This window comes from Brevibacillus sp. FW306-2-1A-C05A (assembly GCF_058781555.1).
Window position 1 is genome coordinate 1 of sequence record NZ_JBYSWV010000022.1, and the last position, 26,995, is coordinate 26,995.

Here is a 26,995-nt window from a genome sequence, read left to right on the forward strand (position 1 = left end):
GGATCTTCTGCTAACCAAATCTTCAGTTCCTGAAGCTCTTCGGGCTTCAGCTTGTCAGGAATCGTATGGAGCAGGCGTTGCTCATGTCTGCCCCGACGATGTGTTCCACGAGCATGAGTGCGTTTTCGGGTAGCTTCCAACGCTTTAGAGAAAAGCTGGATCACGTGAAATTTATCTGCTACCACAAGGGTATGCTTCCAGACCTGGCGTACGGTTTCAGCCATTCCTGGAGCCAAATCCGTGACAACTACATGGGGAGCCTTACGAAAAGGCCATTGCTGCAGCGCGTGTCGTACTTGTTCACGTGAACGTCCTTCTGTGACTTGCCAGATATGACCGGTTTGAGCATCCATGAGGTTCACGCCATACGTATGTCCTTTTTGCAGAGCAAACTCATCCAGACAGACGCCTTCAGGAGCTTCATGTTCTTTTGGTTGAGCAAGGCGTTGGGGGGCCAGTTGGTAGTACCAGCGTTCGAGTGTCGAGTAGGCCACACTCAATTGCTTGGCAACCGAGAGCCAATCCCGACTGCGGCACATATCCACCGCCATCTCTTGAAAAGCAGAGGTGACGGATCCTCGAGGCGGGATACCGTTCCATTCCACTGTCCATGTAAGCACACAACTAGCACAGCGCTGGCGATACACGGGAACGGATACCCAGACGGTCCCCCAAGAAGGAACGAAGCGATGACGAAGAATACGCCGTCCAGGACGTGCATGGTTGGTACTGGCTCCGAGGCAGATCGGACAAAGATGACAGGCAGAATGCGGTTCCAGAACAGCGATCCAATCCGTTTCTTTGTTTTTTCCCAATGTGTGAGATGGAATGATGGAAGTCTGATAAAGTCTGTGCTAAAATCAAGGCACAACGCAGATTTCCTCCTTTTCAGTGGTTGTCTCGACAACTCCCACGATAAAGGAACATCTGCGTTTTTTCAATGTCTAGCACGGGTTATGGTGATGAATCTAAAATCTGGACATAAAACTGTGAAAAAAAGTTTGCTAGTACCGACACATCCCCATCTACACGCTCAATCATTTCACCAGGGGTTCGACTATTATGAAAGGTCATGTCCATATTCAAGCAATGCGCGGCAATATCAGAACGCAACTCATTGGTGGCCGACCACGCAAGATTTTGTGCAATGTAATTTGCCAAAATATTTACCATCTGTGAAGCTACTGCTACTGCTATAAAAAGGATAGCCGTCGTCAACAAACTGTCTTGAAATATCCCAGAAGTGGCCAAATCGATAAAATATCTGACAATTTGCGGAACTAGAAGCTGCAGGCCCGAACCAATTAAAACAATCATCAATAGAATCAGAATCTTGGTCAGTTGCGGTCTAAGATATCTTTTGGTTAGTTCTTTATATTCACTCAATACAGTTTGCATGTTTGACTAGGCTCCTTTAATAAAATCTATTTGCGATCTCGATAAACTGGTGTCAACCAACTCTGATATGACCGATTCTTACCCCGAACTGCGTCAAAATACATTTCTTTTATCTTTAACGTGATCTCACCGACCATACCGCTCCCAACTTTCCGGTGATCCACCATATAGACAGGGGAAATTTGCACACCGGTCCCACAAAGGAAAATTTCAGATGCCACATATAGCTCTGAGCGGTCAATTGTCCGTGTTTCCACTTTGAGACCTGCGTCTTTTGCCAATTCCATAATTGCTTGTCGCGTAATTCCTTCCAATATTCCATCTGAAACCGGGGATGTAATTAAAGTGTTTCCTCGTACCATAAATAGATTGGAAGAAGTTCCTTCAGCAACATGTCCATCTGAAGTCAGCATCACCCCATCATCATAGCCGCTTTGAATCGCATCATCTGTCGCTAGGGCTGCGTTTATATAACTCCCAGTAGTTTTAGCCCTTGGCGGTATAGCATTATCGCCCACTTTCCTCCAAATTGATGTGCCTAAATGTAAACTATTATCCTGATCGACGGAACCACTAGGGAGGAGTTATCAGGAAACCAAATTCTGAAACTGCAATTCCCGTTCCTGTTACCTCCTCTGTAAATAGCGCGAAACCTCTGTAAGCAACATAAATACCAAGAAGTTGCAATAGAACTAGCAATGACCAACGCATTGTATTTATCTCACCTCCAATATAATTATACCGATTATGGAAAAATCTTCAAAACAATAAGGTGCTATTTTTAAGGGATATTTACATTACCGCCACCATCCATGTAACGTGCTGTTTTAGCCACCATTCGAATATGATAATCATCACCTTCGGGAATATCAGAGAAGGTGTGAGATTGTAATCTGCCAGCGCTATTGTTCATTGTGAATGTCTCGGTATCTCCATACAATTCCCATCCATACCAAACATCCTCAACAACTCCATACTGAATTTTTGCTGGAGCAGAACTATCCCCAGTAGTTTGCCAAAACTTAATAGTTACTTCCTCATTAGAATCTGTTGAAAATGCATCTTCTGTATACAAATAACCACCGTTGCTCCAGCCATTATGGAAATCATTAAACTCCCAGTAATCTACTACTCCTGCGTACGCGGAAGAAGAAATTGCCAATACCCCTACAAACAATGCAGTCACGATAAATTTTTTATCGTATTTCATACTTTATACACCCTTTCATAATTTTTGTTAATTAAATTTACTTGTTTTCAACTGTAACAGACCCATCCACTATCAATTTCCATTCACCATCAACTTTTTCGACAGGAAGTGAGATTTCAACATCTTTGTTCTCATTTGCTATGAGAAATTCAGCCTTGATTGTGTCATCAGCCATTTTACCGTTTGATCTACAAAACGGCGGAAATCAGAAACTCATGTCTTCAGGCGAGCACGCTCCGGCCGCTTGCCATCTGCTTATTTGTATTTTTCCTCTTTTTTCAAAACCAACATCGCCCTCAACAAAAAAAACGCCCCTGGCCCCAGAAACGTCTTTTCCACTCGCTTTTCTTTTCCCTACACGCGCATAAGTCCCGCAATCGTCACGTGCGCCGCGCCCGCCACGCGAACAACCGGGTCCTGCCCAGTCGTGTCTACCGTCACGTACAACGTTCCCGGACGGTCGATGGCGTGGCCTTGGCCGATGACCAAATGATGCTGTTCTCCGGCAGGAAGCAGCTTTTCCAGCGCCAGATAACCTGCCAACGCGCCATTCGCGGCTCCTGTAACCGGGTCTTCCATAATTCCGATCGCCGGAGCGAAGTCGCGGGTGTACAAGTCGAAACCGCTGGACGCATCCGTCGTGAAAAGGTGCGTCGTTGTGATTCCGTGCTGTTTGTTCAGGTTGCCCAATTCGGCGAACAAAGGCTCGGCCTGGTCGATCGCCGCGCGGCTGCGGACGGGCACGAGCAGGTGCACGCCGCCAGTCGAGGCGAGCTTCAGCGGGTAGCGCTCGTCCAGATCGTCAGGGGCGATGCCGACCATCCGCGCGACGGCTTCGCGATCGAGCGCGATTTCTTTGACCGACGGCTTGATTTGCGTCATCTGCACCCGTTGCAGCCTGCCCTCCGCCGTTTCCAGCTCGACCGGAATCAGCCCTACATTTGTTTCAAAGACGATGCGGCTGCTTTTGGCAAGCCAGCCCAGCCCGGTGGCGAGCACCCACGAAGAGGCCACTGTCGCATGGCCGCAAAAGTCGATTTCGACGGTCGGCGAAAAATAGCGGATGCGAAAATCTGCCTCGGGGTGCTCGGCCGGCAGCAAAAAGGCCGACTCAGGAAGATTCAACTCATTGGCAATCTTCTGCATTTGCGGTAAAGTCAAAGTACCTGCATCCGGAACCACGCCTGCCGGGTTTCCCGCAAATGGTTCTCGGGTAAATGCGTCAACATGATAGACACGTATGTTTTTCATTCGCTTCCTCTCCCCTTTTCACCTGTGATCGCAGCTCTTGCTTCTCATCTTAGTCGGGAGAGCCGGACTTGTAAAATGAAGCTTTGGCATGTCAGACATGATAAAAACTTCATGGAAGGACGACGGCCTTGATGACGTTGTTTCAAATGGAAGTACTCATTGCGGTCATGAACACGGGCAACTTCACCCGCGCCGGGGAGCAAATCGGCCTCAGCCAGTCGGGCGTAAGCCACACGATCCGCTCTCTCGAAAAAGAGCTCGGCATCTCCCTGTTCATCCGCGAGCGCGGGGGAGTCAGGCTGACCGCTACAGGCGAGCAAATCGCCGCCTCGGCCCGGATTGTGCTGAACCAGGTCAGCCAGATGAAGCGAATCGCGGCAGAAGCGAACGGCGGCTCTCTGTCCGGGACGATTCGCATCGGGGCGTTTCCGAGCGTCTCCGTCCAGATGTTGCCCCGGCTGTTGAAGGCGCTGCACGGCTCCTATCCCGAGCTGGACACGCGGCTGTTTGAAGGCAGCTACCAGGAGATCAAAGAGTGGCTGCGCACAGGCGTCGTAGACGTTGGCTTTCTTCCCTGGCCAGATGATGAGCTGGAAGGCGTCTTGCTTTTGCACGACCCTTTGCTGGCCGTCCTGCCTGTCGGCCACTCGCTTGCGGCAGCCAAGGAGCTTGCGCTGTCCCAGTTGGCGGCTGAGCCGTTCATCATGCCGATGGCGGGCTGTGAAGCTCTGATCGGCTCGGCTTTTGCCGCCGCTAATTTGACGCCAAATGTCGCCTATGAGGTGGCGGACAACGCTACCATTCTCGCCATGGTCGAAGCCGGCGTAGGGGTGACGGTCGTGTCTGCGCTTACTTTGCCCGAGCCGCTTTCGTCCGTAGCCGCACGCGAGCTCTCGCCGCCTTTGAAACGCGAAATCGGCGTCGCCGTGCGCTCCTTGCGCGATGCCTCGCCAGCCGTCCACGCTTTTATCCAACTGGCCCAGCGCTTTTCTACCCTATCGTAAAAAGGACGTGCACTCACCTTGAAAAAATGGCCTGTACTCATTGTTGTTCTTGCTGTCGTCAGCAGCTTCGCGCTCGGCTTGAGCTTCCAGTCGCCTGCCTTGCTGCCCTACATCAACCAGAGCTTTCTGTTCGGCCTCGTCCTGTTGATGGCCGGATGTGCTGTCGTCGTGACCCGCTCCGGTTTTTTCACCATCTTTCTGCGCGGCTTCCAGCAGTTGAAAAGCTTCTTTTTCCGCAAGCCGCGGCTGATGGACAGCGATCTGGTGCGGGGAGACGACCCCGTTTTTGCGCAAAAAAAAGAAGCGGCCATGCGAGCGGCAACGACCCTGTTTCTCTCCTCCGGGACCGGAATGATCGTATTTTCGTTGGTGCTTACCTGTTTCTACTATTTATAAACAGCGTTTGGCTACGGGGGAAGGACCGCTCGATGGCGAGTGGGAAAAAGATTTTCCCCAGCGAAAAAGACGTCCGCGCTTTTCGCGACGTCCCAGGCTGTCGATCAAGTCGGCAGCCTTTTTGCTTTGGCACTTGGCGGGGACTCGCCAGCTACTGCCCGATTTTGCTGCGATCTGACGGATTTGACGGCCCCGTTTCGGAACTCTCCCATTTTTTTATGCGGGAACTGAAAGATTGCCCGCAGCTTATCCGTCTTTACAGTGTCAAGGAGGTGGAACACATTGGATGAGCGTACGGGCGCCCGCATCGAGCAATGGTTTCACGCATACAGCCAGGACGTCTATCGCTTTCTCGTCTACTATACCGGACGAACCGATATTGACGATCTGGTTCAGGAGACTTTTGTTCGTGCGCTGAAAGCTGTGCAACGGCGAGCGGAGATGATTGAGAATCCAAAAACGTGGCTGTTTGCCGTTGCGCGAAACGTAGCGATTGATGAAAGGCGCCGAGCCAAACTAATCGACTGGCTGCCAGATGTCTTTTTGCAGCATCTCGTTTCCCGCGATAAAACACCGGAAGAGTCACTGGAGCTAAGCGAAAACAAACGTCTGCTGTACGAGATACTCAATCAGTTGAAGCGTTCGTATCGGGACGTTTTGATCCTGCGCGGAATCAAAGGTTTGTCGAGCAAGGAGACGGCGGAGGTTTTAGGATGGACCGAAGCCAAGGTCAATCTCACTATGCACAGAGCAATGAAGGCAATTCAAAATAACATGCATGTTTCCATTGCGGAGGTGATGCACGATGCCATCACGAGATGAGCAGATCATCCTGGAAGAGCTGAATCAATTCCCGCAGCCCAGCCTGTCCCGGGAACGAAGACAGGCGATCCTAGAAGGTGTGCGCGAAGCAGGAGGTCGACTGGAAAAAGTGAACAAACGAAAAAGGTATTACGGCTGGATGGCAAACGGGCTGATTACTTGCGGCTTGCTGCTCGGTTTTTTCTGGTTGCAACCATTTTCCGCTCCGGTTGAACAGGCGGGCCATGCAGCTTTGACTCCCGAGGAGCAAACGTATTTTGCCGCTGCGCAAAAAGCCGTGCAAACAGCGAGCGGCATTGCGAAAACCTTTCCTTTTGCCGAGCTTGAAAAAGAAGCGGAATACACGATTGTGCGCGCGAAAGATTACGCAGCCATCGTGACGTTCCAGCCTGGCACGACAGAAGTTCGCACGGTCTCCGCCCAATTTGCGCTCAACGAATTGACGCCGTCCCAGCAAAAATATGCAGAAACGGCACAGCAGGCATTCCAGGAAGCTTCCCAGCAGGTTCACCTGCAAACAGCCCGGTTTTTCAAAAGCACGGGGGTGCACTATTTTTCCTTTCCGCTAGCGGACCAACAGTACGTCACCGTCGATCTTGCCACAAACAGAGTGGTTGACTTCCGCTTGCATTACAACCCGAAAGACGTAGATCCAAAAGTAGTCTCTATCGCGAAAACAGCCTTGCAGCGTTTCGCCAACGACAGCCACCTGTCCTTTTCCCAGGCCGAAAAACGGTCAGACAAAAGCGAAGAGATGTGGCTGCTCAGCAATGAACAAGGGCGCTATTCGGTGACAATCGGCGCGAAAACGGGGCAAGTGTACAAAGTGACCCATGTAACCGATGACTATCACATCAAAGCGCGCGATGAAGCCATTCCCGTGACCAGGCCGCTGATTCAAGCCATTTTTGGCGTGGACGTCAGCGGATATACGGCGCACGGCGGCAAAGACTGGGGCGGCTATGTGCTGCGAAGCCCGGGGAAACCAAGCTTCTCCATTCTCCTGCACGATCTCGATGCAGGCAATCTTTATCAAATCAGCATGGACTAAAAACGCGAGAAAGCTACGGACCCAAAACCACGGTCGGCAGCTTTCTCTTGTTTTACTTGCACGTATTTGCTCTGTTCGGGTTTAAAATGAGCGCGTCATCGCCCAGGGCAAACAGTTTTTCCAACAACGCATCCATGCCGTACTCCAGCTTGTACTCCATCTCTTCCTTATATAAAGGAAGCAAGAAGAAAGCGTGAATCCTCGTTCCGTCTTTTGCCGAAATGACGCTGACTTCTTCGGACAACTGAAACAAAATCACGCCGTTTAAGCCTGTCCCATCCGCATACGGCTCATAGTTCTCGTAGTTCGGAATCGTGTGCCCGTACCCCAGCCACGTATTGTACTGGTGCGGAAACCGCGCCATTTGCTTCATCAGCCGGATCGGCCAGTAGTTGTTTTCATCCTGCAGCGACTCTTCTGTCAGTTCCCAGGAGCCGGGCAAAAACATCATCACTTCCGCCCGATCGACCACCTCTTCCATCTGCTCCTGAATCTCATCCGGAATCGTCATCGGCAAATCGCTCATCCCGTTTGTGTACAACACCCAAAACGGCTCTTCTTCCGTAGGGCTCATCACGTTCACGTCAATATGGATAGTATCGGAAATAATCTCGTGAAAAACACTGCTGTCTCTGCCTGCAAACACCGCTTCAAAGTGGGTCACGATCTCTTCCACGTATTGCATCGGTGCGAGCGGTTCAAAAGCGGCTTGCTGGTTGTAGGTGTATATCGCCGTGCCGTCCTTTGCCTTTTCTTTGCTTTCCACACCGCCAAACAGCTTTTTGAAAAAATTCATGGCAGGTCCTCGCTCTCTTCCTGTTTTCCGTTACATCGGCAGTTTTGGCTGGTTTCGGGAGCGGGGAGCAGTGATTGGCCGATCGCTCCCCCACTTTCCTTTCAGCCCAGATCACTTTACTATATGTAAAAAAATAACTATTGTAAACAGCGAGACATAGAAGCGCTATCTCTCGCCCTTCACCACCAGCATGCGCAAAAGGACGCCCTTTTGACGAGGCGTCCTTCCCGAGTCTTTCCTTTTTCCTTATGCTTCGATCAAGTGGCACGCTACCCAATGTCCGCGCTCCGCCTCCAGCCACTTCGGCTCCTCCTCGGCGCAACGCGCGGTGGCGAGCGGGCAGCGCGTGCGGAAGCCGCAGCCGCTCGGCTTGTTCGCCGGGCTTGGCAAGTCGCCTTGCAGCACGATCCGCTCGCGCTTCACCGTCGGATCGGGGACAGGCACAGAGGAAAGCAGCGCCTGCGTGTACGGGTGGAGCGGCCGGGCGTACAGCTCGTTGCTCGCCGCCAGCTCGACCATTTTGCCCAAGTACATTACGCCGATCCGGTTGGAAATGTGCTTGACCATGGACAGGTCGTGGGCGATGAACAAATACGTAAGCCCGCGATCATGCTGCAAATCTTCCAGCAAATTGACGACTTGCGCCTGGATCGAGACATCCAGCGCCGAGATCGGTTCGTCCGCGATGATGAACTGCGGCTCGACGGCGAGCGCACGGGCAATGCCGATCCGCTGGCGCTGGCCTCCGCTGAACTCGTGCGGGAACCGCTGGGCGTGGTCTTTGTGCAGGCCGACCAGTTGAAGCAGCTCTGAGACGCGCTCCCGGCGCGAGCCTTTGGCGAGTCCATGAATGTCCAGCCCCTCGGCAATGATATCCTCGACCGTCATCCGCGGATTGAGGCTCGCCTGCGGGTCCTGGAAAATCATCTGGACATCGCGATTGAACTGGCCCACTTCTTTGCCGCGCAGTTGGTGGACGTTTTTCCCGCGGAACAGCACTTCTCCTGCCGTATTCTCATACAGCCGGATGATCGTCCGCCCCAGCGTGGATTTGCCGCAGCCGCTCTCGCCGACCAGGCCGAGCGTCTCGCCTTTTTGAATCGTAAAAGACACGCCATCTACCGCTTTCAGGTCAAAGCCAGGCCCGATGGAAAAATGCTTTTTCAAATCGCGTACATCAACTAACGCTTCTGTCATACTCCCTGCCTCCCTGCGGCGACCAATTCCTCGATGCGCGGCGCCCGCGGATCGTGCAGCCAGCAAGACGCCTGATGGCCGCACCCGAAGTCGGTTGTGACAGGCATCTGCTGGTCGCATATTTCCATGGCAAAATCACAGCGTGCTGCAAACGGACAGCCTTTTGGCGGATCAAACAAATCCGGCGGAGTTCCCTCAATCGGCACCAGCCGTTGCTTTTCTCCCTCGTCCAGCCGCGGCAGGGAGCGCATCAGGCCCCATGTGTACGGATGGCGCGGATTGGCGAACACGTCCTCGACCGTTCCGGTCTCCACGACCATGCCCGCGTACATAACGACCATCCGGTGCGCGATTTCCGCCACGACGCCGAGGTCGTGCGTAATGATGACGACAGACAGCTCCTGCTCTGCCTGCAGCCGCTTCAGCAAATCGAGAATTTGCGCCTGAATCGTCACGTCGAGCGCTGTAGTCGGCTCGTCGGCGATTACGAGGCGCGGCTGGCAGGCGAGCGCAATCGCGATCACGACACGCTGGCGCATACCGCCGCTGAACTGGTGCGGGTACTGGTCGATCCGCTTTTCCGGGTCCGGAATGCCGACCAGTCTGAGCATCTCGACGGCGCGCTGGCGCGCTTCCTCGCGCGTGACCTTCTGGCTGCGCACGAACCCTTCCACGATTTGCGCTCCGACCTTCATCGTCGGGTTGAGCGCCGTCATCGGGTCCTGGAACACCATCCCGATCTGCGTGCCGCGAATGCCCAGCAGTTCTTTTTTCGCAAGCCCGCTGATTTCCTGTCCGTCGAAAACGATGCTCCCTCCGACGATTTTGCCTGGCGGGTTGGGGATCAGTCCCATGATCGCTTGTGCGGTGACGCTCTTCCCGCAGCCGCTCTCTCCCACGATGGCGACCGTCTCTCCTTTGTCTACGTGAAAGGAGACGCCGCGCACCGCCTGCACCTCGCCACCGTAAGTCTTGAAGTTGACGCGCAGGTTGTCGATCATAAGCAGATGCTGATTCATCGTCATTTCCTCTCCCTCCCTCATCAGTCGCGCAGGCGCGGATCGAGCGCATCCTGCAAGCCGTCGCCAAATACGTTAAAAGCGAACATCACAAGCGAGATCATGAGCGCCGGGAAAAACAACCGCCACCAGTCTCCGGTCAAAATGACGCCCAGCCCGTCGTTGGTCATCGTCCCCCAGCTCGCCACAGGCGCTTGCACGCCCAGTCCCAAAAAGCTCAAAAACGACTCGGCAAAAATCGCGGACGGAATGGTAAAGGTCAAGTTTACGATAATGACGCCAAACGTGTTCGGAATCAAATGCTTGAGCAAAATCCGGTTGAATTTGGCCCCGAGCACTTGCGCAGCCAAAATGAACTCCTGGTTTTTCAACTGCAAAATTTGCCCGCGCACGAGCCGCGCCATCCCGACCCAGCCGGTGGCCGACAGCGCGATGATGATCGTCAACATGCCCGGCTCCATGACCACCATCAGCAAAATGACGACCAACAAATACGGCAAGCCGTACAGCACTTCAATGATGCGCATGATGATCGTGTCGATGCGGTCGCCGCGTTTGCCGCGCCCGGCCATGTAGCCGGCGATCCCGCCGACCGTCACCCCGATGACGAGGTCGATCAGCGCAGCGACTACCCCGATCGTCAAGGAAATTCTCGCTCCGTACCACGTCCGGGCGAACATGTCCCGGCCGAGTTCATCGGTGCCAAACCAGTGCTCTGACGACACGGGCTGATTTTTCGTCAGCAGGCTTTGATCCGAGTAGCTGTACGGGACGAGGCTCGGTCCGATAATCGCCATCGCCACGAGCGCGACGATAATGAACAGCCCGAGCATTGCCAGCTTGTTTTTCGCCAGCTTGCGGATGACTTGCTGTCCGTTGCTCAGGCTCGGCCGGGCAATGACGTTCGCCTGCACATTTTTGGTCAGCGGCCGAAATAACGGGTCTACTCTTTGTTCCATCGCCACAGGCTATCTCTCCTTGTTGGTCAGCTTGATACGCGGGTCGATCAGCGTATATGCGATATCGATCAAAAAAATCGTCACGATCAAAATCGCGCTGTAAAAAATGGTCGTCCCCAAAATGACGGGATAATCGCGGTTAAAAATGCCGTCTACGAAATATTTCCCGATGCCGGGAATCGCAAAAATTTTCTCGACGACAAACGTTCCGGTAATCAAGGAAGCGATCAACGGGCCGAGAAACGTCACGACAGGCAAAATCGCGTTGCGGATTCCGTGGCGCAGCACGATGATGAACATCGGAATGCCTTTCGCTTCCGCTGTGCGGATGTAGTTCTGGTTCATCACTTCAATCATGCTGGCCCGCATATACCGCGTAATGACGGCGACCGGACCAAACGCGAGGGCGAGCGACGGCAGCACGGTATGCATCCACGTGCCCCATGTCGCCACCGGAAAAACCGGGAGCTTGATCGCAAAAAAGTTGATGAGCAGCGGCGCCATAATAAAGCTCGGAATCGCTACCCCGAGTACTGCCAGGGCCATCGCCACGTAATCCAGCCACTTGTTGCGGTTGAGCGCCGCCACGATGCCAAACGTGATCCCGAACACGAGCGCAATCAGGATCGCTTGCGCCCCCAGCCAGGCCGAAGCGCCAAAGCCGTCGGCGATCATGTCATTGACGCCGCGCGAGTCCGACTTGATCGACGGCCCCAGATCGAGCAGCAGCAAGTTTTTCAAATAGAGCACGTATTGGACGGGCAACGGCTGATCGAGATTGTACTTTGCCCGCAGGTTGTTCAAAATCTGCTCCGGCAACTGATCCGACTCGGAGGCGAACGGATTTCCCGGAATGGCATGCATCAAGGAAAAAGTCAGCGTCACGATGATCCAAAGCGTGACGATCATCATCAAAACGCGTTTCACCAGGTAGTTTGACATGGAGTTCCTCCTCGTTTATCTGGCCAGCTCGTAAATGGCTTGGGCGTATATCGCCATCGCCCGCAGCAGGTCGTCGATCTCGACGTATTCATCGATCAGGTGCGCAGTCGATTCCTTGCCTGGAAACAACGGTCCGAAAGCTACGCCATACGGCATGATTTTCGCGTAAGTCGCACCGCCGGACGACAGCAGCGTAGCGGGCTGGCCTGTATGCTCCTCGTACACCTTGGACAAGGTTTGAATGACAGGGTGGTCTTTCGGCACGTAGTGCGACTTCGAGGTGCGCAGACTATCAATCGTCCAGCCCAGCTCCGCTACCCGTTTTTTCAGCTTTTCCACGTACTCCTCACAGGAGATAGTCGCGGGATAGCGGATGTTCAGGCGAACGCTGCCCCCGTCCGTCTCGCTGTAGCGCAAAATTCCTGCGTTGACGGTCAGCTTGCCGGATACGTCGTCCTCGCAAGCGAGCTGCAAACGTTGCCCGTAATAGTCTTCGTGAATAATGTCTGACAAGAGCGAAAGAAACGAAGAGGCAGAACCTTCAAACGACCGCTCCCGCAAGAAACAGGCGAGCAGCGTTCCCGCGTTGACGCCTTCTTCTGGCGCCATGCCATGCGCGGGCTTTCCGGCCACGGTGAACTTCAGCCTGTCTGGCGCAAGCTGCTCCATCCGCCCGCTTGTCGCTTTTTCCTGCAAAAACTGTTCCCACTGCGACGCAAGCTGCGCCAAAGCGAGCTGCTCTCCAGCCGCAGCCCCGAGGCAAACGACAGCCTCCGCCTTGTCCGGCACGCTGTTTCCTTGATCGCCGGAAACAAACGACAGGAGCCGCAAGCGCCCCTCCCCGTCTGCACTCCCTTGCGTGGGAGCGATGGTGAGGGTCGGGTTGATCTGGCCTTTTTCCGCATGGGTCATCGGAAAGGACGAATCCGGCGAAAAGCCGATCGGCGGCACGCGGTCGTGCTCCATGAAGTGCTTCATGCACAGCCAGCCGCTCTCTTCGTCTGTCCCGATAATCAGCCGCACCCGTTTTGTGAGCGCCAGCCCGGAATCGCGCACCAGCCGAAGCGCATAGTAGGCGGCCAGAGCCGGCCCTTTGTCGTCGAGCGCCCCTCTGGCGTACAGGCGGCCATCGCGAATGGTCGGCTCAAAGGGCGGAGTCGTCCAGCCCTCGCCAACGGTGACGACGTCGATATGGACGAGCACGCCGACTTCCTCTTCGCCGTCGCCAAGCTCAATCGTGCCCGCGTAGCCGTCGAGATTTTTCGTCCAAAAGCCGTCCTGCGCCCCGCGCGCAAGCAGCGACTCCAGCGCCGCCGCCACCCCTTCCCCGAACGGCTTGCCTGCGGTTGCGGTCGTCATATCTTCAATGCTGTTGATCGAAAGAAATGCCTTCACGTCTTCGACAAACGCTGCTTTTTGTAACAACGCCTGCTCTTTCCAGTACTCGCTCATTTTTGTCCACCTGCTTTCCTCTGCTGCAGGAAGGCCAGAAACGATTCGCCCTTGGCGGAAATCTGGCTTCCCTGCCTTCCTTTTCCTACATGGATCAGCTCGTCTTGCTGCATGAGCTTCAAGCGGTAGCGAAGCTGTTGCGACGAAAGCGCCACACCGCGCTCGCCAAGCTGCTCCATCAAGGAGTAACGGCCGCCGCTGCCCGCTCCCAGCTCCTGCAAAATCGCGATGATCTCCTGCAAAAAGCCTCGCCGCGCGTACTCGGCGCGTATCGGCTCGAACCATTCCTCCAGCCCGTCTGTTGCCAGCGGCACTTCCGGCACTTCGCTTAAAAACGGCAAATGATGCACATACGCTTCTTCCTCGACGACATGCGCCAAATACTCGATGACGTTTTCCAGCTCGCGAATGTTGCCGGGCCAATCGTACTCCACCAGCGCCTTCATCGCTTCGCGCGTCAGGGTGAACGGCGGGCGCCGCAAGTCGAGCGAGTATTTTTTCACAAACTGCTGCACCAGCCACGGGATGTCCTCCCTGCGCTTGCGCAGCGGCGGCAAATGAATCGGCAAGATGTTCAGCCGGTAGTACAAATCCGCGCGGAAGGAGCCTTCCGCCACCATTTTCTGCAAGTCCTGGTTGGTGGCTGCGACGACGCGAATGTCCGTCGGAATGACTTTGCTGCCTCCGACGCGCATGATCTGGCGCTCCTGCAACACCCGCAGCAGCCGATTTTGAATCGCTCCGCTGGCATCGCCAATCTCATCGAGAAAAATCGTTCCTTTGTGGGCCAGCTCAAACCAGCCGATATGGCCGCCTTTTCGCGCCCCCGTAAACGCTCCTTCCTCGTAGCCGAACAGCTCGCTTTCCAAAAGCGATTCGGAAATCGCCGCGAAGTTGACGCCGACAAACGGTTCGCGCCTGCGCGGGGAGGCGTTGTGGATAGCCTGGGCGAGCAATTCCTTTCCGGTTCCCGTCTCGCCGAGCAAAAGCACCGTCGAATTGCTCCGGGCAATTTTTTTGGCGATCTGGATCACCTTTTGCACAGAGGGGCTCTCGCCGTAAATATCCTCGAACTGGTATTTGGCAACCAGCCCTTTGCTGTACAGGCGCAGGCGGTAATCGTGCTCCAGCTTTTCGACTTCCGCCGCTTTGCGGAACAAGAGCAGGCTCCCTAAAAAGCTGCCCTCCATGACAATGTGCATCTTGCGGAAAAAGTAGGTTTTGTTCGCCCAATCTACCAGCACGTCCTCGTTTTCTTCACACTGCCGGATCAGCTCGTAAAAGTCAGACGGAAGACAGTCGGCTGCGCGCTCTCCTACCGCTTGCCTGCCTTCCAGGTGCAGCGACTCGATCGCTTTTTGATTGATGAAGCGAATCCGTTCCTTTTCATCAAAAGCGATGATCGCATCCTCGATCCGGTTGACGATCGCTTCCAAGTATTTGCTCAAAAGGTGCGCGTGCTGAATCTCGTTGTTCAGCTCTTTCGTGATGTAGACCAAAGATTGCATGGCTCGCGCCGTCACCTTTTGAAAATTTCCACTGTCAAAATGCGAGTAGATGGCCATCCAGGTGGACAGGTCAATAATCCGGAACCCGATGTCGACCACTTTGCGGATGTTCGGCGGGACGTGCTCCGCTTCGCCAGGCGTGACCGCGATTTCGATATCTGCCGGGTATTCCGCCCCCGGGTAATACGGGTACAGCTCGAAATCCATGCCCGACGCCCGCAGCAAATCCACGTTTTCCTCGGCGGTTTCCTTCGTATCGCTGACCAGAAGCACCTTGACTCCCTTCGGAATTTCCAGCATGCCGCGCAAATTGTGATACGGCAGCATGCGCTTGGCGATGAGAATGCCGGAATCGCCAGGCAGGTACGGTTCTACCAGCGGCACGATGCTTTTCGTGGACACCACCACCAAAGCCCCCGGTGTAATCGGTCGAAACGGAAGCTGATCGACGCGGATCGCTTCCACATGGATGTCTTCAGATATCCCCAATTCGTGGCATTGACTGACGACGGATTGCAGAAACTCGTCCATTTTCGCAACAAACGTAATCGTTTTTTTCGCCATGACACTCGCTCCAAGATGTAGTGTGAAGACAAGAGCACAAGATTCCCTTGCGCTCCTGTCTTTCGTCTATTCTACTATTTCTTTCCGATCTCTACCCATTTGTAGTCAAGTGTCCCTACTGGATGGCGAATGATGCCTTTCACATTCGGCTGGTCCATGAATACTTTTGTGCTGAAATAGATTGGCACAAGCGGCATGTCTTCCATGAAGATTTTTTCTGCGTCGTGCATCAGCTTGAAGCGCTCGGTTTCGTTTGCGGTGTTGCGGATTTTTTCTACCAGGGCGTCGTACTCTTTGTTGCTGTAGTTGATGCGGTTTCCAGGGTGATCGGTGACGAACAGCTCCAGGTAGTTGACCGGATCGCCGTAATCGGCCGAAATGGTGGAACGGGAGAATTGCAGCTTGCGAGCGCGCTGCTCATCGAGGAAAACTTTCCACTCTTTGTTTTCCAGCTTCACGTCTACGCCGAGGTTTTTCTTGTACATTTCTTGCAAAACTTGCGCGATAGCTTTGTGCGCGTCGCTCGTGTTGTAGGTCATGGTTACAGGCGGCAAAGTTGTCCAGCCTTCCTCTTCCATCCCTTTTTTCAACAGGGCTTTTGCCTGTTCAATGTCGTTGTCCTTGATGAAATCTCCGCCTTTTTCGCGGAAGTCTCCGCCTTCCGGCTCAGGGAAGCCGAATGGCACGTGCGCGAGTGCTGGCGCCTGCTTGCCTTGGACTACGTTGTCGATCAGCGTCTGGCGGTCGATTGCCAGGGCGAACGCTTTGCGGATGTTGACGTTGTTAAACGGCGGCATTTCGGTGTTCATCCGGTAGTAGTAGATGGCTGCCTCGGATTCTACCTTCGCTTCGCCGGAGTCGATCAGCTTTTTCTTCAGGTCGTTCGGCACAGTCTGGATCATGTCCAACTGTCCTGTCGAGTACATCTGGTATTGCGTGTTCTCGTCGTTGACCATTACCCAGTCGATCCCCGCGTATTTGACGGAGTCGCGATCCCAGTAGCCGTCGTTTTTCACCAGCTTGACGGACTGGTCATGCACCCAGTCTTCCATTTTGAACGGGCCGTTGGTCACGATGCTCGAAGCGTTCTCAGCCCATTTCGGATTGCTTTCCACCACTTTTTTGTTCACCGGGAAGAAGGTCGGCTGCGTGAGGATGTGCAGGAAGAAGCCTGCCGGCGCTTTCAGATGCACTTCCAGCGTCTTTTCGTCCACCGCTTTTACTTTCACGCCGTCTGCGGTTCCGGTTCCTTTGTTGTACTCTTCCGCGCCCTCGATGTAATACGCGAGGAAGGCAGACGGGAACGCGTTGTTCGGGTCGACGATGCGCTTGAAGGCGAACTCGAAGTCTTGCGCAGTAACCGGATCGCCATTGGACCATTTGCTGTCGCGCAGCGTAAACGTGTACGTCTTCCCGTCTTCGCTCACGGACCATTTTTCCGCCATGGCAGGCTGTGGCTTGTGGTCTTTGTCCAGACGTGCCAGACCTTCCATCGTCGCGTTCAGCACTTCATTGGAGGTGCCGTCGAAGCCTTTTGGCGGATCGAGGGATGGTGGTTCTGTCTTCAGATTGAGCTTCAGCCGCGCTGTCGCGTCAGCTTGTCCACCCGCATCGCCTGTTGGCTGGGCGGCAGGAGCAGTTCCTTCTCCCGTCTTAGCCGGAGCTGCCGACTGGCTACAACCTGTCACGGCCAGAACCGCGACAAGAGCCGCCGTGCTGAGCAGCTTCCATCCTTTTTGCAACTTCATTTGGTGTGACCCCCTTCTTCTTTTGCAAAATCTTTATAGATAAACGGCAACGATCAGGAAGCTGCCGCTTATACCCCTAAGACCACGCTAGCTTTGGTCAGCAAAAACGGCGTTTCGATTCGGCCCACGACGTTTCCGCTCATGTTTTTGATCGGCGGATTCGTATATTCCGCGAGCGCCTCAAGCGGGCCGTCCGTGCCGATTCCGAGCTGACGGAGAACCTCGTTCACGACCGGATTGATCGCGCGCGGGCCGCCATCCTCGATTTTGACCGCGATGCCAAGACCTGTTTGGCGATCGCCCAGGCAGTAGACGGACTCGGCGCCTGCCTTGCCGACGATGCGCCCGGCAAAAGCGGTCATCAGATCGGTGCAATAGCGGTTTTCGCCCCCGACCATTTCGGGATGGGCGGTCATCGCTGCGGTAATTCTTTCTACCGCTTTGCGGCGCTCCGGATTGGCGATCACCTCTGGCTTGGCCAGCTTGGCAAAAGCCCAGGCGTAGTGGGCGAGCGGCAACTGATGAACAGGGACGCCGCAGCCGTCCACCCCCAGATTGATCTTCTCTTTCGGATAGCCGGTGATGTCTTCCACTACATCGAGAATCCGCTGCTGCACCGGATGCTCTGGCAGATGGTACGTCGTGACATCTTCGCCCATGTGCGTCGCAGTCGCGATCATCCCCGAGTGCTTCCCGGAGCAGTTGGAAAATACCGGCGTGAGCGGCTTGCCCTCCCGGATCAGCTCCTTGTAGCTCTCCTCGTGGCGAGGGACGTGTGTCCCGCACTGCAAGGTCGCTTCCGGCTGGCCTGCGCGCGCCAGCATCGACAGCGCACGGGTGCGGTGGCGCGGCTCTCCGCTGTGGGAGGCGCAGCAAAGCGACAGATCGGCTGGCTCAAATCCAAAACGGTCCGCAGCCCCCGTCTCCACAACCGGAATCGCCTGCAACGGCTTCATGCTCGATCGGGCATATGTCATTCGGTGTGGATCGCCGAATGAGTAAAGCAATGTGCCTGCAAAATCCACAACCGCAATGTGACCAAGGTGAGAGCTTTCCACCTGTTCCCCCCGGTACACGTTGGCAACTACATTCATAACAAAGTCTCCTTTTGGCGAGTAAAGTTGGAATGTTTGTACCTCTTCTCTAAAGCAAGATGCGTGCCAACGTCTGAAAATTACACTCAAAGGCGAATTTTCTGCAAGTTTATCGCTGTAACGAGATAAAAAGAAGCCAGTTCGCGGCATAAACTGGCTATCCTATCAGACTTAACAGGTTGCTTATTTACAGTAATAGGTTGACTCATTTTCGTTCCCACAAAAAAACACCCCTTTTCTTTTGGTTCGCCAGAAATAGGGTGTCGCTATTGGTTCGCTACTTTACGCTTTTGCCACTCGCTGCAGATCGGCCTCGACCATCATGTGAATCAGCTCGGCCAGCTTTGTCTTCGGTGCCCAGCCCAGCTTGCGCTTCGCTTTTTCCGGATTGCCCAACAGGACGTCGACTTCTGCCGGGCGGTACAGGTCTGGATCAATCACCAAATAATCCTGATAGTTCAGCCCGACGTAGTCAAAGGCGATTTTGCACATGTCCTCGACCGTCGATGTTTTTCCGGTCGCAATGACGTAGTCGTCCGGCTTCTCCTGTTGCAGCATGAGCCACATCGCCTCTACGAAATCGCCTGCAAAGCCCCAGTCGCGCTTCGCCTGGATGTTGCCCAGCCGCAGCTCTTTTTGCTTGTTCGCGACGATGCGGGCGACGGCGTGCGTCACTTTTCGGGTTACGAACTCAAGCCCGCGCAAAGGCGACTCATGGTTGAACAAAATGCCGTTGCAACTGTACATTTGGAAGCTTTCGCGATAGTTTTTCGTCATCCAGTACCCGAACAGCTTGGATACGGCGTACGGACTGCGCGGATAAAAAGGCGTTTGCTCCGATTGTTGCGGCTCCTGGATCAGCCCGTACAGCTCGCTGGAGGAGGCCTGGTACATTTTGATTGCCGGATTCGTCTCGCGGATCGCCTCCAGGACGTGCAAAACCCCCATCCCGGTCGACTGCGCCGTCAAAATCGGCTGCTCCCACGAGGAGCCGACAAAGCTTTGCGCCGCCAAGTGGTACACTTCGTCAGGCTTCGTCGTCTTGAGCGCCCTCGTCAGGGACGCCAGATCCAAAATGTCGCCGTCCTTGTACTCCACCTCGTCGGCGATGCCCAAATACTCCAGCCGCCAGCGGTCCACGGTGCTGCGGCGCGGTACCAGTCCGACCACGCGATAGCCTTTCTCCAGCAAAAATTTTGCCAAATACGCGCCATCCTGCCCGGTGACTCCTGTAAGGAAAGCGGTTTTCATCAGCCACATCTCCCCTCGTTGCCATAGCAGCGAGCCGACTGCCTCCCGCCATCGAAAAGCGCACGGCGTCGGCCTTGCTGGCTCCTGTGCTGTCCAGCACGGCAATTTTCGCACTGTTTTATTTATATGCAAACCGGCTTGCAAATGTTTTGCGCCTCTTCCCATAGCCAGCTTCGGGCAAGCCCCTGACGGCCGCAGCCGAAAGCAATTTTGCCAAGAAGCCTTCACTCCCCTCCCCGCCCGGTAATATCTTAAAGCAACGACCAGCATTTTTCGGTGGGAGTGAAGACAACCATGACAACAGATTGGCGGGTACATTATACACGCTGGAACGAATATTCAGACCTGGAACCTGAGCTTCGCCGCCAGCTCGAACAGTTGGCAGGCGACGAAAAAAAGCTGGAGGACTGCTTTTACAAGCCGATTGCCTTCGGAACGGGTGGCATGCGCGGCGTCATGGGTCCGGGAATCAACCGGATCAACGTGTACACGATCCGCAAAGCTACCGCTGGTCTTGCCCTGCACCTGCTTGAACAAGGGACAGACCCGGCCGCGCAAAAGGTGGCGATTGCCTACGACTCGCGCGCCGATTCGTACACATTCGCCCTGGAGACGGCAAAAGTGCTCGGCCATTACGGCCTGACAGCCTGCCTGTTCGAGCAACTGTGCCCGACGCCGCTGCTCTCGTTTGCTGTACGCCACCTGGGAGCGAGCGCAGGGGTCGTCATCACGGCGAGTCACAATCCGCCCGAATACAACGGCTACAAAATTTACGGAGCGGACGGGGGCCAAATCCCGCCGGAAGCAGCGGCGCGGATTTTTGCCAAAATCGAGGAGGCCGGAGACGAACTGCGAATCGGCACGAGCGAAGTGAGTGCGCTCATCAACAACGGCCTGCTGCAGATGATCGGGGACGAAGTGTTTGCCGCCTACATGGCCTGTCAAAAACAGTTGCGCCTCCCCGCCGCCGAGCTTGCCCTCCGCACGCACCAGCCGCGAATCGTCTTTTCCCCCCTGCACGGCACGACCCTCGCGCCGATCACGCAAGGCTTGCAGGCCTTTGGCTTTACGCAGGTCAAAGTCGTCTCGGAGCAAGCTAAGCCTGATCCGCTGTTTCCCACGGTCGCCACGCCCAATCCGGAAGAGCCGGAAAGCTTCCGGCTGGCGCTGATGCAGGCACGCAAAAAAGGCGCAGACCTCATCATCTGCACCGATCCCGATGGAGACAGGCTGGGGGTGGCGATCCGGACAGGGCCGAACCAGCATCTCATCCTGAACGGAAATCAGACAGGCGTCTTGCTGCTCGACTATCTTTTGTCGCAAGAAAAGCAGGCGGGGACGCTGCCGGCCCAGGCTGCCGTCGTGAAAACCGTCGTCACCTCGGAAATGGTTCGGGCGATCGCCTCCGACTACGGAGTCGCCACAATAGATACGTTGACCGGGTTCAAATACATCGGCGAAAAAATTCACGAGTTCGCGCAAAGCGGCGCGCATGCGTTTTTGTTTGGGCTGGAGGAAAGCTGCGGCTACTTGCGCGGCGAATTTGTCCGGGACAAAGACGCGGTGCAGGCAGCCTTTTTGCTGGCGGACGCGTGTGCCTGTCAGCTCGCGCAAGGCTCCAGCCTGCATCGGCGTTTGCAGGAGCTGTACGAAACGTACGGCTACTTCCGGGAGGACCTCGTCTCCATCACATATCCGGGCATAGACGGATTGGAGACGATGACCGCCATCCTCGCCGCTCTGCGCAGCAAGCCGATGGCCTCTGTCGCAGGACATCGCGTCAGCTCGATTGACGACTATTTGCACGGCAAGCGCTGGCTGTCGGCGACGAACGAATCGGAGCCTTTGCCCTTGCCCGCAAGCGATGGCTTGAAGTACACCCTGGGCGAGCACGGCTGGTTTTGCATCCGCCCCTCTGGCACGGAGCCGAAAATCAAGCTTTATTTTGGCGTGAAAGACACATCAGAGAAAGCTGCGCTGCAATCGCTGGCGGACATCAAAAAAGCGGTTCTTGCCTATCTCGAGCAGCTTTTGCCCGCCTAGATTTCCAGCCAGGGGCCAGTTCCGTGCGGATGGCCCCCTCCCGCAGCGCCGTAGCTTGGCGGATGGTAGGCTGCTTCCGGAGTAAGCTCGGCAAAGCCGGATCGCGCAAGCAAATCACGGCGAACAAAAAAGGCGTTCACCCCGCGCGAGTCCGTCCCGATGAGCGCATAGCCGAGCTTTTTCCCCAATTCGGCCAAAGAAGTCAGGCTCGCGCCAAAATAGGTGGTCCCTTTCCACGAAAACGCCGGATCGTAGGCGACCACCCGTTTTTGCGGCGGAGGAAAAGACGCGTTGTATTCGATAATTACCACTCGCGGCTTGTAGGCGTGCAGCGCTTTCCACACCCAGTAATCAATCCCGTCCAGATCAATCGTCAGCAAATCAAATTCTGGCGGAACCTGCAAGCGGGCAAACAGGGCCGCGATGTTTTCCATCGTGATGAACGCCTGATGAGTAGCTACCTGGGGATAGACGGCGTAATTTTGCTGCAAGTACAGATGCTTGAGCGGGTGCCCCTCCAGCAGAATCCCGGACCAGTTGTGCACGCAGGCCAGATTGCGAGACATGCATTCCTCGCCCGTCTCGACGCCAAATTCAACAAAAAACCGATTCGTCGTCCCGATTCTGGAAAACAGTTCCTCGACGATGCCGTCTTCGCCGTTTTGTGAGAAAATTCGCTTTTCATAGCGATTGATGGAGTCCATCTCGGTTGTGCACCTCCCTTTTGGCGCTCTTTTCTTCATCGTATTTGGGATGCGGCCAAAAGGCTTAGTCATTTGCTCCCCTTGTTCCATAAAAAGGCGTACAGCACCTGCCCTTCCTTTTTCATGCGCCCTGCAAACTGTCGAGCCGCAAAAGACATTCGCCGTGCCAGCCTGTGCATGTTTTTACTATATATAAAGCATCTGCTTTCTCGCTTTTCAGGCGGTTCGCCTGTTTTCGCCAAACCATCACGAACAAGGGGGGACGCCTCTTGAAAGCTTTGATTACAGGCATTACCGGTTTTGCCGGCAGCCATTTGGCAGAGTACCTGCTCGCGCGAGGCGACGTCGAAATCTACGGAACCTACCGGGCACGCAGCCGGATGGACCATATCGCGCATATTGTGGATCACATCCGGCTCGTGGAATGCGAGCTGCAAGACCGCGAAGCTGTCGAACAGACGATTGCCCAGATCAAGCCGGAGCATATTTACCACCTCGCTGCCCAAAGCTTCGTCCCCGCCTCCTGGAGCTCTCCTGCCGAAACGTTAATGAACAACATCGTCAGCCAACTGCACATTTTTGAAGCGGTCAGAGCGGCGGATATCCCGTGCAAAATCCAGGTGGCATGCTCCAGCGAGGAATACGGCCTTGTCTATCCGGAAGAATTGCCCGTGCAAGAAACGAACCCGTTGCGCCCGCAAAGTCCGTACGCCGTCAGCAAGATCGCGCAGGACTTTCTCGGCTACCAATATTATCAAAGCTACGGGATGTCCATCGTTCGCACCCGCACCTTCAACCATACGGGTCCGCGACGAGGAGAGCGGTTTGCCACCTCGAACTTCGCCAAACAAATTGCCCAGATCGAGCTCGGCTTGCAGCCCCCGCACGTGTACGTAGGCAATTTGCAAGCGAGGCGCGACTTTACCGACGTGCGCGATGTCGTCAAAGCGTACTGGCTCGCACTGGAACGGGGCGTGCCCGGAAGTGTCTACAACATCTCTTCGGGAAGCACGCGCACCATCCAAGAAGTGCTGGATACGCTGCTTTCCTTTACCTCTGCTCCCGTCCAAATTTTGGTCGATCCAAAACGGCTGCGGCCTTCTGACGTGGAGGTCTTGCTCGGCGACGCCACCGCTTTTTGCGAGCAGACGGGCTGGAAGCCGGAAATCCCCTTCCGCCAGACGATGCGCGACCTGCTGCAATACTGGCGGGACACGCTGCAAGCCCAAGCGCGAAAAAAGGGGGAAGGCTGATGGGACATCCGGACCTGCCGCTGGTCAGTGTCATTACCCCTTCGTTCAACCAGTCCGCTTTTATCCGCAAGACCATCGAAAGCGTTTTGAGCCAGGACTATCCGAACATCGAGCACATCGTCGTCGACGGCGGCTCTACCGACGGCACGCTGGAAATTTTGCGGGAGTACGCGCATCTGGGGGACCGCCTCCGCTACATTTCCGAGCCGGATCGCGGTCAGTCGCACGCGATCAACAAAGGCTTGGCGATGGCGAACGGTCAGATCATCGGCTGGTTGAACTCCGACGACAAATACATGCCTGGCGCCGTCGCAAAAGCGATCAACGCCCTGACAGCCCATCCGCACTGGGCCATGGTTTACGGCAACGCCCTGCACATCAATGCCGAGGACAAGATCACCAGTGTCTACCCGACGAAGCCGTTTTCCCGGCAGGCGCTGTTTCTGTTTTGCATCATCTGCCAGCCGTCTGCCTTTGTCCGCAAAGAGGTGTTCCAGGCGGTCGGAGGCGTGGACGAAAATTTGCACTATTGCATGGATTACGATTTATGGATGCGCATTTCCAAGTCGTACGCGGTCGGCCACATCCAGGACTTTCTCGCTGCCTCCCGCCTGCATCCAGCCTGTAAATCTATCGCGTTGGAGGTCGATCTGGGCCTGCCGGAAATTTTGCTGGCCAGCGTCCGCCACTTCGGCACAGTCGCCAACCATTGGCTGTACCATTTTCTCACCCACTACCCTGACAAGGGCGTGTTCTGGTACCTCGACCTGTTCAAAAGCCACCGGGTTTTCGGCGACACGCCGATTCTCGTGGACAGCAACCGCCATTCTTCTTACTGGGTTCCGCCGCGCTACCGGCTGCACCTGCACGTCGATCCGGCCGAGCCGATGCACGCGCTGGTCATCAAAGGCGTAAACCTGTTGTTCAACCAACCCGTTCATGTGCACGTCATGGTCAACCAGACGCCCGTTGCCCATCACGTCATTCCGGCCGGGCCATTCGAAACGAGCATCCCGTTTCCCGTCAAGGAGCCAAACTCGGTCGTCGAGCTTGTGTGCAGCCGCCAGCAAGCGCTCCCTGAAAGCGAAATGGCGGCGAGCATCGGTACCGTCAGCTTTCAGGTGCAAAACGTAGTGCCGCTCTCCGCGCAGGAGTACCAGTTTTATTTGCAGTACAAAAAAAATCCCCGGGATGTCGCTGGCTGGCTGTTGAAAAACAGGAATCCAGTCCCTTCGTTGTGACCACATCCGCGAAAAGGAAGGTGTTGCTTTCATGAATCTGTCGGACAAACGAATCGTCGTTACCGGCGGAGCAGGCTTTCTCGGAAAGCATGTGCTAAGCCAGTTGCAAGCCCGGCACTGTCAGCATGTGTTCGTGCCGAGAAGCCGCGAATTTGATTTGCGCAAAGAAGACGACATCGTCCACATGTTGCAAACTTTTGCCCCGGACATCATCATCCATCTCGCTGCTGTCGTAGGAGGGATTGGCGCCAATCAAAAAAACCCCGGCAAATTTTTTTACGACAACCTGATGATGGGCACCCAGCTCATGGAGCAAGCGAGGCTGTTTGGCGTGAAAAAGTTTGTCGCCATCGGGACGATCTGCTCCTACCCGAAGTTTGCGGCCGTCCCTTTTCGGGAGGAAGACTTGTGGAGCGGCTACCCGGAGGAGACGAATGCCCCGTACGGCCTGGCGAAAAAAATGATGCTGGTGCAATCGCAGGCGTATCGCGAGCAGTACGGCTTCAACTCCATTTACTTGCTGCCCGTAAACCTGTACGGTCCCCACGACAACTTCGATCTGGAATCATCGCACGTCATTCCGGCCATCATCCGCAAATGTCTGGAAGCCAAGGAACAGAACAGAGACGAGATCGTGCTCTGGGGCACGGGCAACGTCACCCGCGAGTTTATTTATGTAGAGGATGCCGCACGCGCGATCGTGCTCGCCACACAGCACTACGACTCCTCTGATCCGGTCAACATCGGCTCTGGCGAGGAAATGACGATTCGCGAGCTGGCCGAAACGATTCAAAAGCTGTGCGGGTACGAAGGCCGGATTGTGTGGGATGCAAGCAAGCCCGACGGACAGCCGCGGCGAAAGCTCGCGACAGATAAAGCGACAGCCGCGTTCGGTTTTACCGCCTCCACTCCGCTGCTCTCGGGCTTGCAGCAGACGATCGACTGGTACCGCCGGCACAGGCGCGACGAAGAGGTGAAGACACTGTGAAAATCGGAGTGAACCTGCTTGCCTGCATTCCCGGAAAAATCGGCGGCATGGAGCAGTACGTGCGCAACCTGCTGGCCTACTCCATCCAAAGCGGCGATCAAAACCAGTGGTTCTTGTTTTTGACCAAGACCAACTACCACACCTTTCCCAACCATCCGAAAATCCAGAAGGTGATGATGCACGACCACATTGATGCGCACAAGCAGTTCCACAGTTGGATTCGCGGCCTTCGCCTCGATCTGTGGTTTTGCCCGCTCTTGGTGTTGAACCCGTTTGACGTCTCCATTCCGAGCGTCATTAACATTCCCGACATCCAGCACGAGTTTTACCCGCAGTTTTTCGACGACAACTCCTTGCAGTGGCGCAAGTCGACCTACCAATCGTCCGCGCTGAAAGCCAATGCGGTGCTGACTCTGTCGGAATACTCGCGGGAGAGCATCGTCGCCAAATTCGGGGTTCCGGCGAATCGCGTGCACGCCATCCATCTCGACTCTGCGCATGAGTTCACCCTGCCGTTCCACGAGACGAAAAATCAGCTTGTCCGGCATAAATACAAGCTGCCTGCGCATTACGGCTTTTATCCGGCCAACACGTGGTGGCACAAAAACCACGTCTCGCTGCTGCAGGCACTCGCCTATTTGCGCGACGAGCACAAGCTCAAAATCCACATGGTGTTCACCGGAGCGCCGCAGGAAGCGCACGGGCAGGTCATGGCGACGATCAACCAGCATCAACTGTCCGACCAGATTACGTGGCTGGATTACATTTTGCAGGAGGAAATGCCGTATTTGTTCCGCAACGCGAACTTCCTCTGCTTCCCGTCCTTGTTTGAAGGCTTCGGAATCCCGCTCGTTGAGGCGATGCGGACCGAGCTGCCGATCATCTGCTCGAACAACGGCAGCATTCCCGAGATCGTCGGAGACGCCGCCTTGACATTCGACCCGGTTTCTCCCGAAGACATCGCCAGAAAAATGGTCGAAGTGCAAAACGAGGAAGTGCGCTCTGGGCTCATCGCCAAAGGATTGCAGCAAGCGAGCAAGTTTTCCTGGTCCAAATGCGCGCAGCAGACACTCGCTGTCTTGCACCAGGTGGCAGGAAAATAAC

At 55.2% G+C, this 26,995-nt stretch carries 24 protein-coding genes and 1 pseudogene; 9 read left to right on the forward strand and 16 right to left on the reverse strand.

Annotated features, from left to right (window positions below):
- From AC3WJN_RS14420 to AC3WJN_RS14440, 5 genes and pseudogenes are all read right to left on the reverse strand, one after another.
- Positions 1–539, reverse strand: a 539-nt coding sequence (locus AC3WJN_RS14420) for an ISL3 family transposase (RefSeq protein WP_492329297.1), incomplete at its 3' end; no start/stop codon positions are given.
- A gap of 415 nt (positions 540–954) precedes the next feature.
- Positions 955–1,398 (reverse strand): ABC transporter transmembrane domain-containing protein, encoded by a 444-nt coding sequence (locus tag AC3WJN_RS14425; protein WP_005837148.1) that lies wholly within the window; start codon positions 1,396–1,398, stop codon positions 955–957.
- Between the two features lie 26 nt (positions 1,399–1,424).
- Positions 1,425–1,940: pseudogene (locus AC3WJN_RS14430) on the reverse strand (aminotransferase class IV); the annotation flags it as partial.
- Positions 1,941–2,179: 239 nt separating this feature from the next.
- Positions 2,180–2,608 (reverse strand): hypothetical protein, encoded by a 429-nt coding sequence (locus tag AC3WJN_RS14435; protein ID WP_005836938.1) that lies wholly within the window; start codon positions 2,606–2,608, stop codon positions 2,180–2,182.
- 354 nt (positions 2,609–2,962) lie between these two features.
- Positions 2,963–3,859 carry a PhzF family phenazine biosynthesis protein gene (locus tag AC3WJN_RS14440; protein WP_007783351.1) on the reverse strand — a complete coding sequence of 299 codons (897 nt, stop codon included), beginning with the start codon at positions 3,857–3,859 and terminating at the stop codon, positions 2,963–2,965.
- 131 nt (positions 3,860–3,990) lie between these two features.
- Between AC3WJN_RS14440 and AC3WJN_RS14445 the strand changes: the two genes are divergently transcribed.
- The 4 genes from AC3WJN_RS14445 (at position 3,991) to AC3WJN_RS14460 (ending at position 7,132) form a co-directional block, all read left to right on the forward strand.
- Positions 3,991–4,863 (forward strand): LysR family transcriptional regulator, encoded by an 873-nt coding sequence (locus AC3WJN_RS14445; protein ID WP_327953572.1) that lies wholly within the window; start codon positions 3,991–3,993, stop codon positions 4,861–4,863.
- Between the two features lie 18 nt (positions 4,864–4,881).
- A complete protein-coding gene (locus AC3WJN_RS14450) occupies positions 4,882–5,259 on the forward strand; it encodes a DUF3899 domain-containing protein (RefSeq protein ID WP_122952538.1) in 378 nt (125 codons plus the stop codon).
- Between the two features lie 282 nt (positions 5,260–5,541).
- On the forward strand, positions 5,542–6,081 hold the full coding sequence (locus AC3WJN_RS14455; protein ID WP_005833729.1) for an RNA polymerase sigma factor: 540 nt from the start codon (positions 5,542–5,544) through the stop codon (positions 6,079–6,081).
- Positions 6,065–7,132: a hypothetical protein gene (locus tag AC3WJN_RS14460; RefSeq protein WP_290426462.1), complete on the forward strand. Its 1,068-nt coding sequence runs from the start codon at positions 6,065–6,067 to the stop codon at positions 7,130–7,132. The genes AC3WJN_RS14455 and AC3WJN_RS14460 overlap by 17 nt, the downstream gene beginning before the upstream one ends.
- A 52-nt stretch (positions 7,133–7,184) precedes the next feature.
- Here AC3WJN_RS14460 and AC3WJN_RS14465 read toward each other — a convergent pair whose 3' ends face one another.
- From AC3WJN_RS14465 to AC3WJN_RS14510, 10 genes are all read right to left on the reverse strand, one after another.
- Positions 7,185–7,928 (reverse strand): suppressor of fused domain protein, encoded by a 744-nt coding sequence (locus AC3WJN_RS14465; RefSeq protein WP_290426461.1) that lies wholly within the window; start codon positions 7,926–7,928, stop codon positions 7,185–7,187.
- A 246-nt stretch (positions 7,929–8,174) separates the two neighbouring features.
- Positions 8,175–9,125 (reverse strand): ABC transporter ATP-binding protein, encoded by a 951-nt coding sequence (locus AC3WJN_RS14470; protein WP_005833735.1) that lies wholly within the window; start codon positions 9,123–9,125, stop codon positions 8,175–8,177.
- On the reverse strand, positions 9,122–10,144 hold the full coding sequence (locus AC3WJN_RS14475) for an ABC transporter ATP-binding protein (protein WP_026557784.1): 1,023 nt from the start codon (positions 10,142–10,144) through the stop codon (positions 9,122–9,124). Before AC3WJN_RS14475 ends, AC3WJN_RS14470 begins: the two co-directional genes overlap by 4 nt.
- A 23-nt stretch (positions 10,145–10,167) precedes the next feature.
- A complete protein-coding gene (locus AC3WJN_RS14480; protein WP_206699011.1) occupies positions 10,168–11,103 on the reverse strand; it encodes an ABC transporter permease in 936 nt (311 codons plus the stop codon).
- Between the two features lie 9 nt (positions 11,104–11,112).
- Positions 11,113–12,045 carry an ABC transporter permease gene (locus AC3WJN_RS14485; RefSeq protein WP_005833739.1) on the reverse strand — a complete coding sequence of 311 codons (933 nt, stop codon included), beginning with the start codon at positions 12,043–12,045 and terminating at the stop codon, positions 11,113–11,115.
- Between the two features lie 15 nt (positions 12,046–12,060).
- Positions 12,061–13,497, reverse strand: a complete 1,437-nt coding sequence (gene pepV, locus AC3WJN_RS14490; RefSeq protein WP_026557783.1) for a dipeptidase PepV — start codon at positions 13,495–13,497, stop codon at positions 12,061–12,063.
- Complete coding sequence (locus AC3WJN_RS14495; protein ID WP_492329293.1) at positions 13,494–15,569, reverse strand: sigma-54 interaction domain-containing protein; 2,076 nt, start codon at positions 15,567–15,569, stop codon at positions 13,494–13,496. Before AC3WJN_RS14495 ends, pepV begins: the two co-directional genes overlap by 4 nt.
- Before the next feature lie 74 nt (positions 15,570–15,643).
- Positions 15,644–17,317, reverse strand: a complete 1,674-nt coding sequence (locus AC3WJN_RS14500; RefSeq protein ID WP_492329294.1) for a peptide ABC transporter substrate-binding protein — start codon at positions 17,315–17,317, stop codon at positions 15,644–15,646.
- Positions 17,318–17,385: 68 nt separating this feature from the next.
- Positions 17,386–18,411: an asparaginase gene (locus AC3WJN_RS14505; RefSeq protein ID WP_492329295.1), complete on the reverse strand. Its 1,026-nt coding sequence runs from the start codon at positions 18,409–18,411 to the stop codon at positions 17,386–17,388.
- Between the two features lie 282 nt (positions 18,412–18,693).
- Positions 18,694–19,662 carry a GDP-mannose 4,6-dehydratase gene (locus AC3WJN_RS14510; RefSeq protein WP_005833747.1) on the reverse strand — a complete coding sequence of 323 codons (969 nt, stop codon included), beginning with the start codon at positions 19,660–19,662 and terminating at the stop codon, positions 18,694–18,696.
- A 294-nt stretch (positions 19,663–19,956) separates the two neighbouring features.
- On the opposite strand from AC3WJN_RS14510, the gene AC3WJN_RS14515 reads away from it, so the two are divergent.
- Positions 19,957–21,705 carry a phospho-sugar mutase gene (locus tag AC3WJN_RS14515; protein WP_026557780.1) on the forward strand — a complete coding sequence of 583 codons (1,749 nt, stop codon included), beginning with the start codon at positions 19,957–19,959 and terminating at the stop codon, positions 21,703–21,705.
- Here AC3WJN_RS14515 and AC3WJN_RS14520 read toward each other — a convergent pair.
- Positions 21,702–22,409, reverse strand: coding sequence for a hypothetical protein (locus tag AC3WJN_RS14520; RefSeq protein ID WP_197186401.1), 708 nt, complete (start codon positions 22,407–22,409; stop codon positions 21,702–21,704). The two genes, AC3WJN_RS14515 and AC3WJN_RS14520, sit on opposite strands and share 4 nt — an antisense overlap.
- Before the next feature lie 269 nt (positions 22,410–22,678).
- On the opposite strand from AC3WJN_RS14520, the gene AC3WJN_RS14525 reads away from it, so the two are divergent.
- Genes AC3WJN_RS14525 through AC3WJN_RS14540 form a run of 4 tightly spaced genes read left to right on the forward strand, consistent with a single transcriptional unit; the run spans position 22,679 to position 26,994 of the window.
- Positions 22,679–23,662, forward strand: a complete 984-nt coding sequence (locus AC3WJN_RS14525; RefSeq protein ID WP_005833752.1) for a GDP-mannose 4,6-dehydratase — start codon at positions 22,679–22,681, stop codon at positions 23,660–23,662.
- Complete coding sequence (locus AC3WJN_RS14530) at positions 23,662–24,903, forward strand: glycosyltransferase family 2 protein (protein WP_197186400.1); 1,242 nt, start codon at positions 23,662–23,664, stop codon at positions 24,901–24,903. Before AC3WJN_RS14525 ends, AC3WJN_RS14530 begins: the two co-directional genes overlap by 1 nt.
- A gap of 31 nt (positions 24,904–24,934) precedes the next feature.
- Positions 24,935–25,891, forward strand: coding sequence for a GDP-L-fucose synthase family protein (locus AC3WJN_RS14535; RefSeq protein ID WP_290426457.1), 957 nt, complete (start codon positions 24,935–24,937; stop codon positions 25,889–25,891).
- Entirely contained in the window at positions 25,888–26,994 is a 1,107-nt protein-coding gene (locus tag AC3WJN_RS14540) for a glycosyltransferase family 4 protein (protein WP_221843294.1), read from the forward strand. Before AC3WJN_RS14535 ends, AC3WJN_RS14540 begins: the two co-directional genes overlap by 4 nt.
- Position 26,995 lies beyond the last annotated feature (1 nt).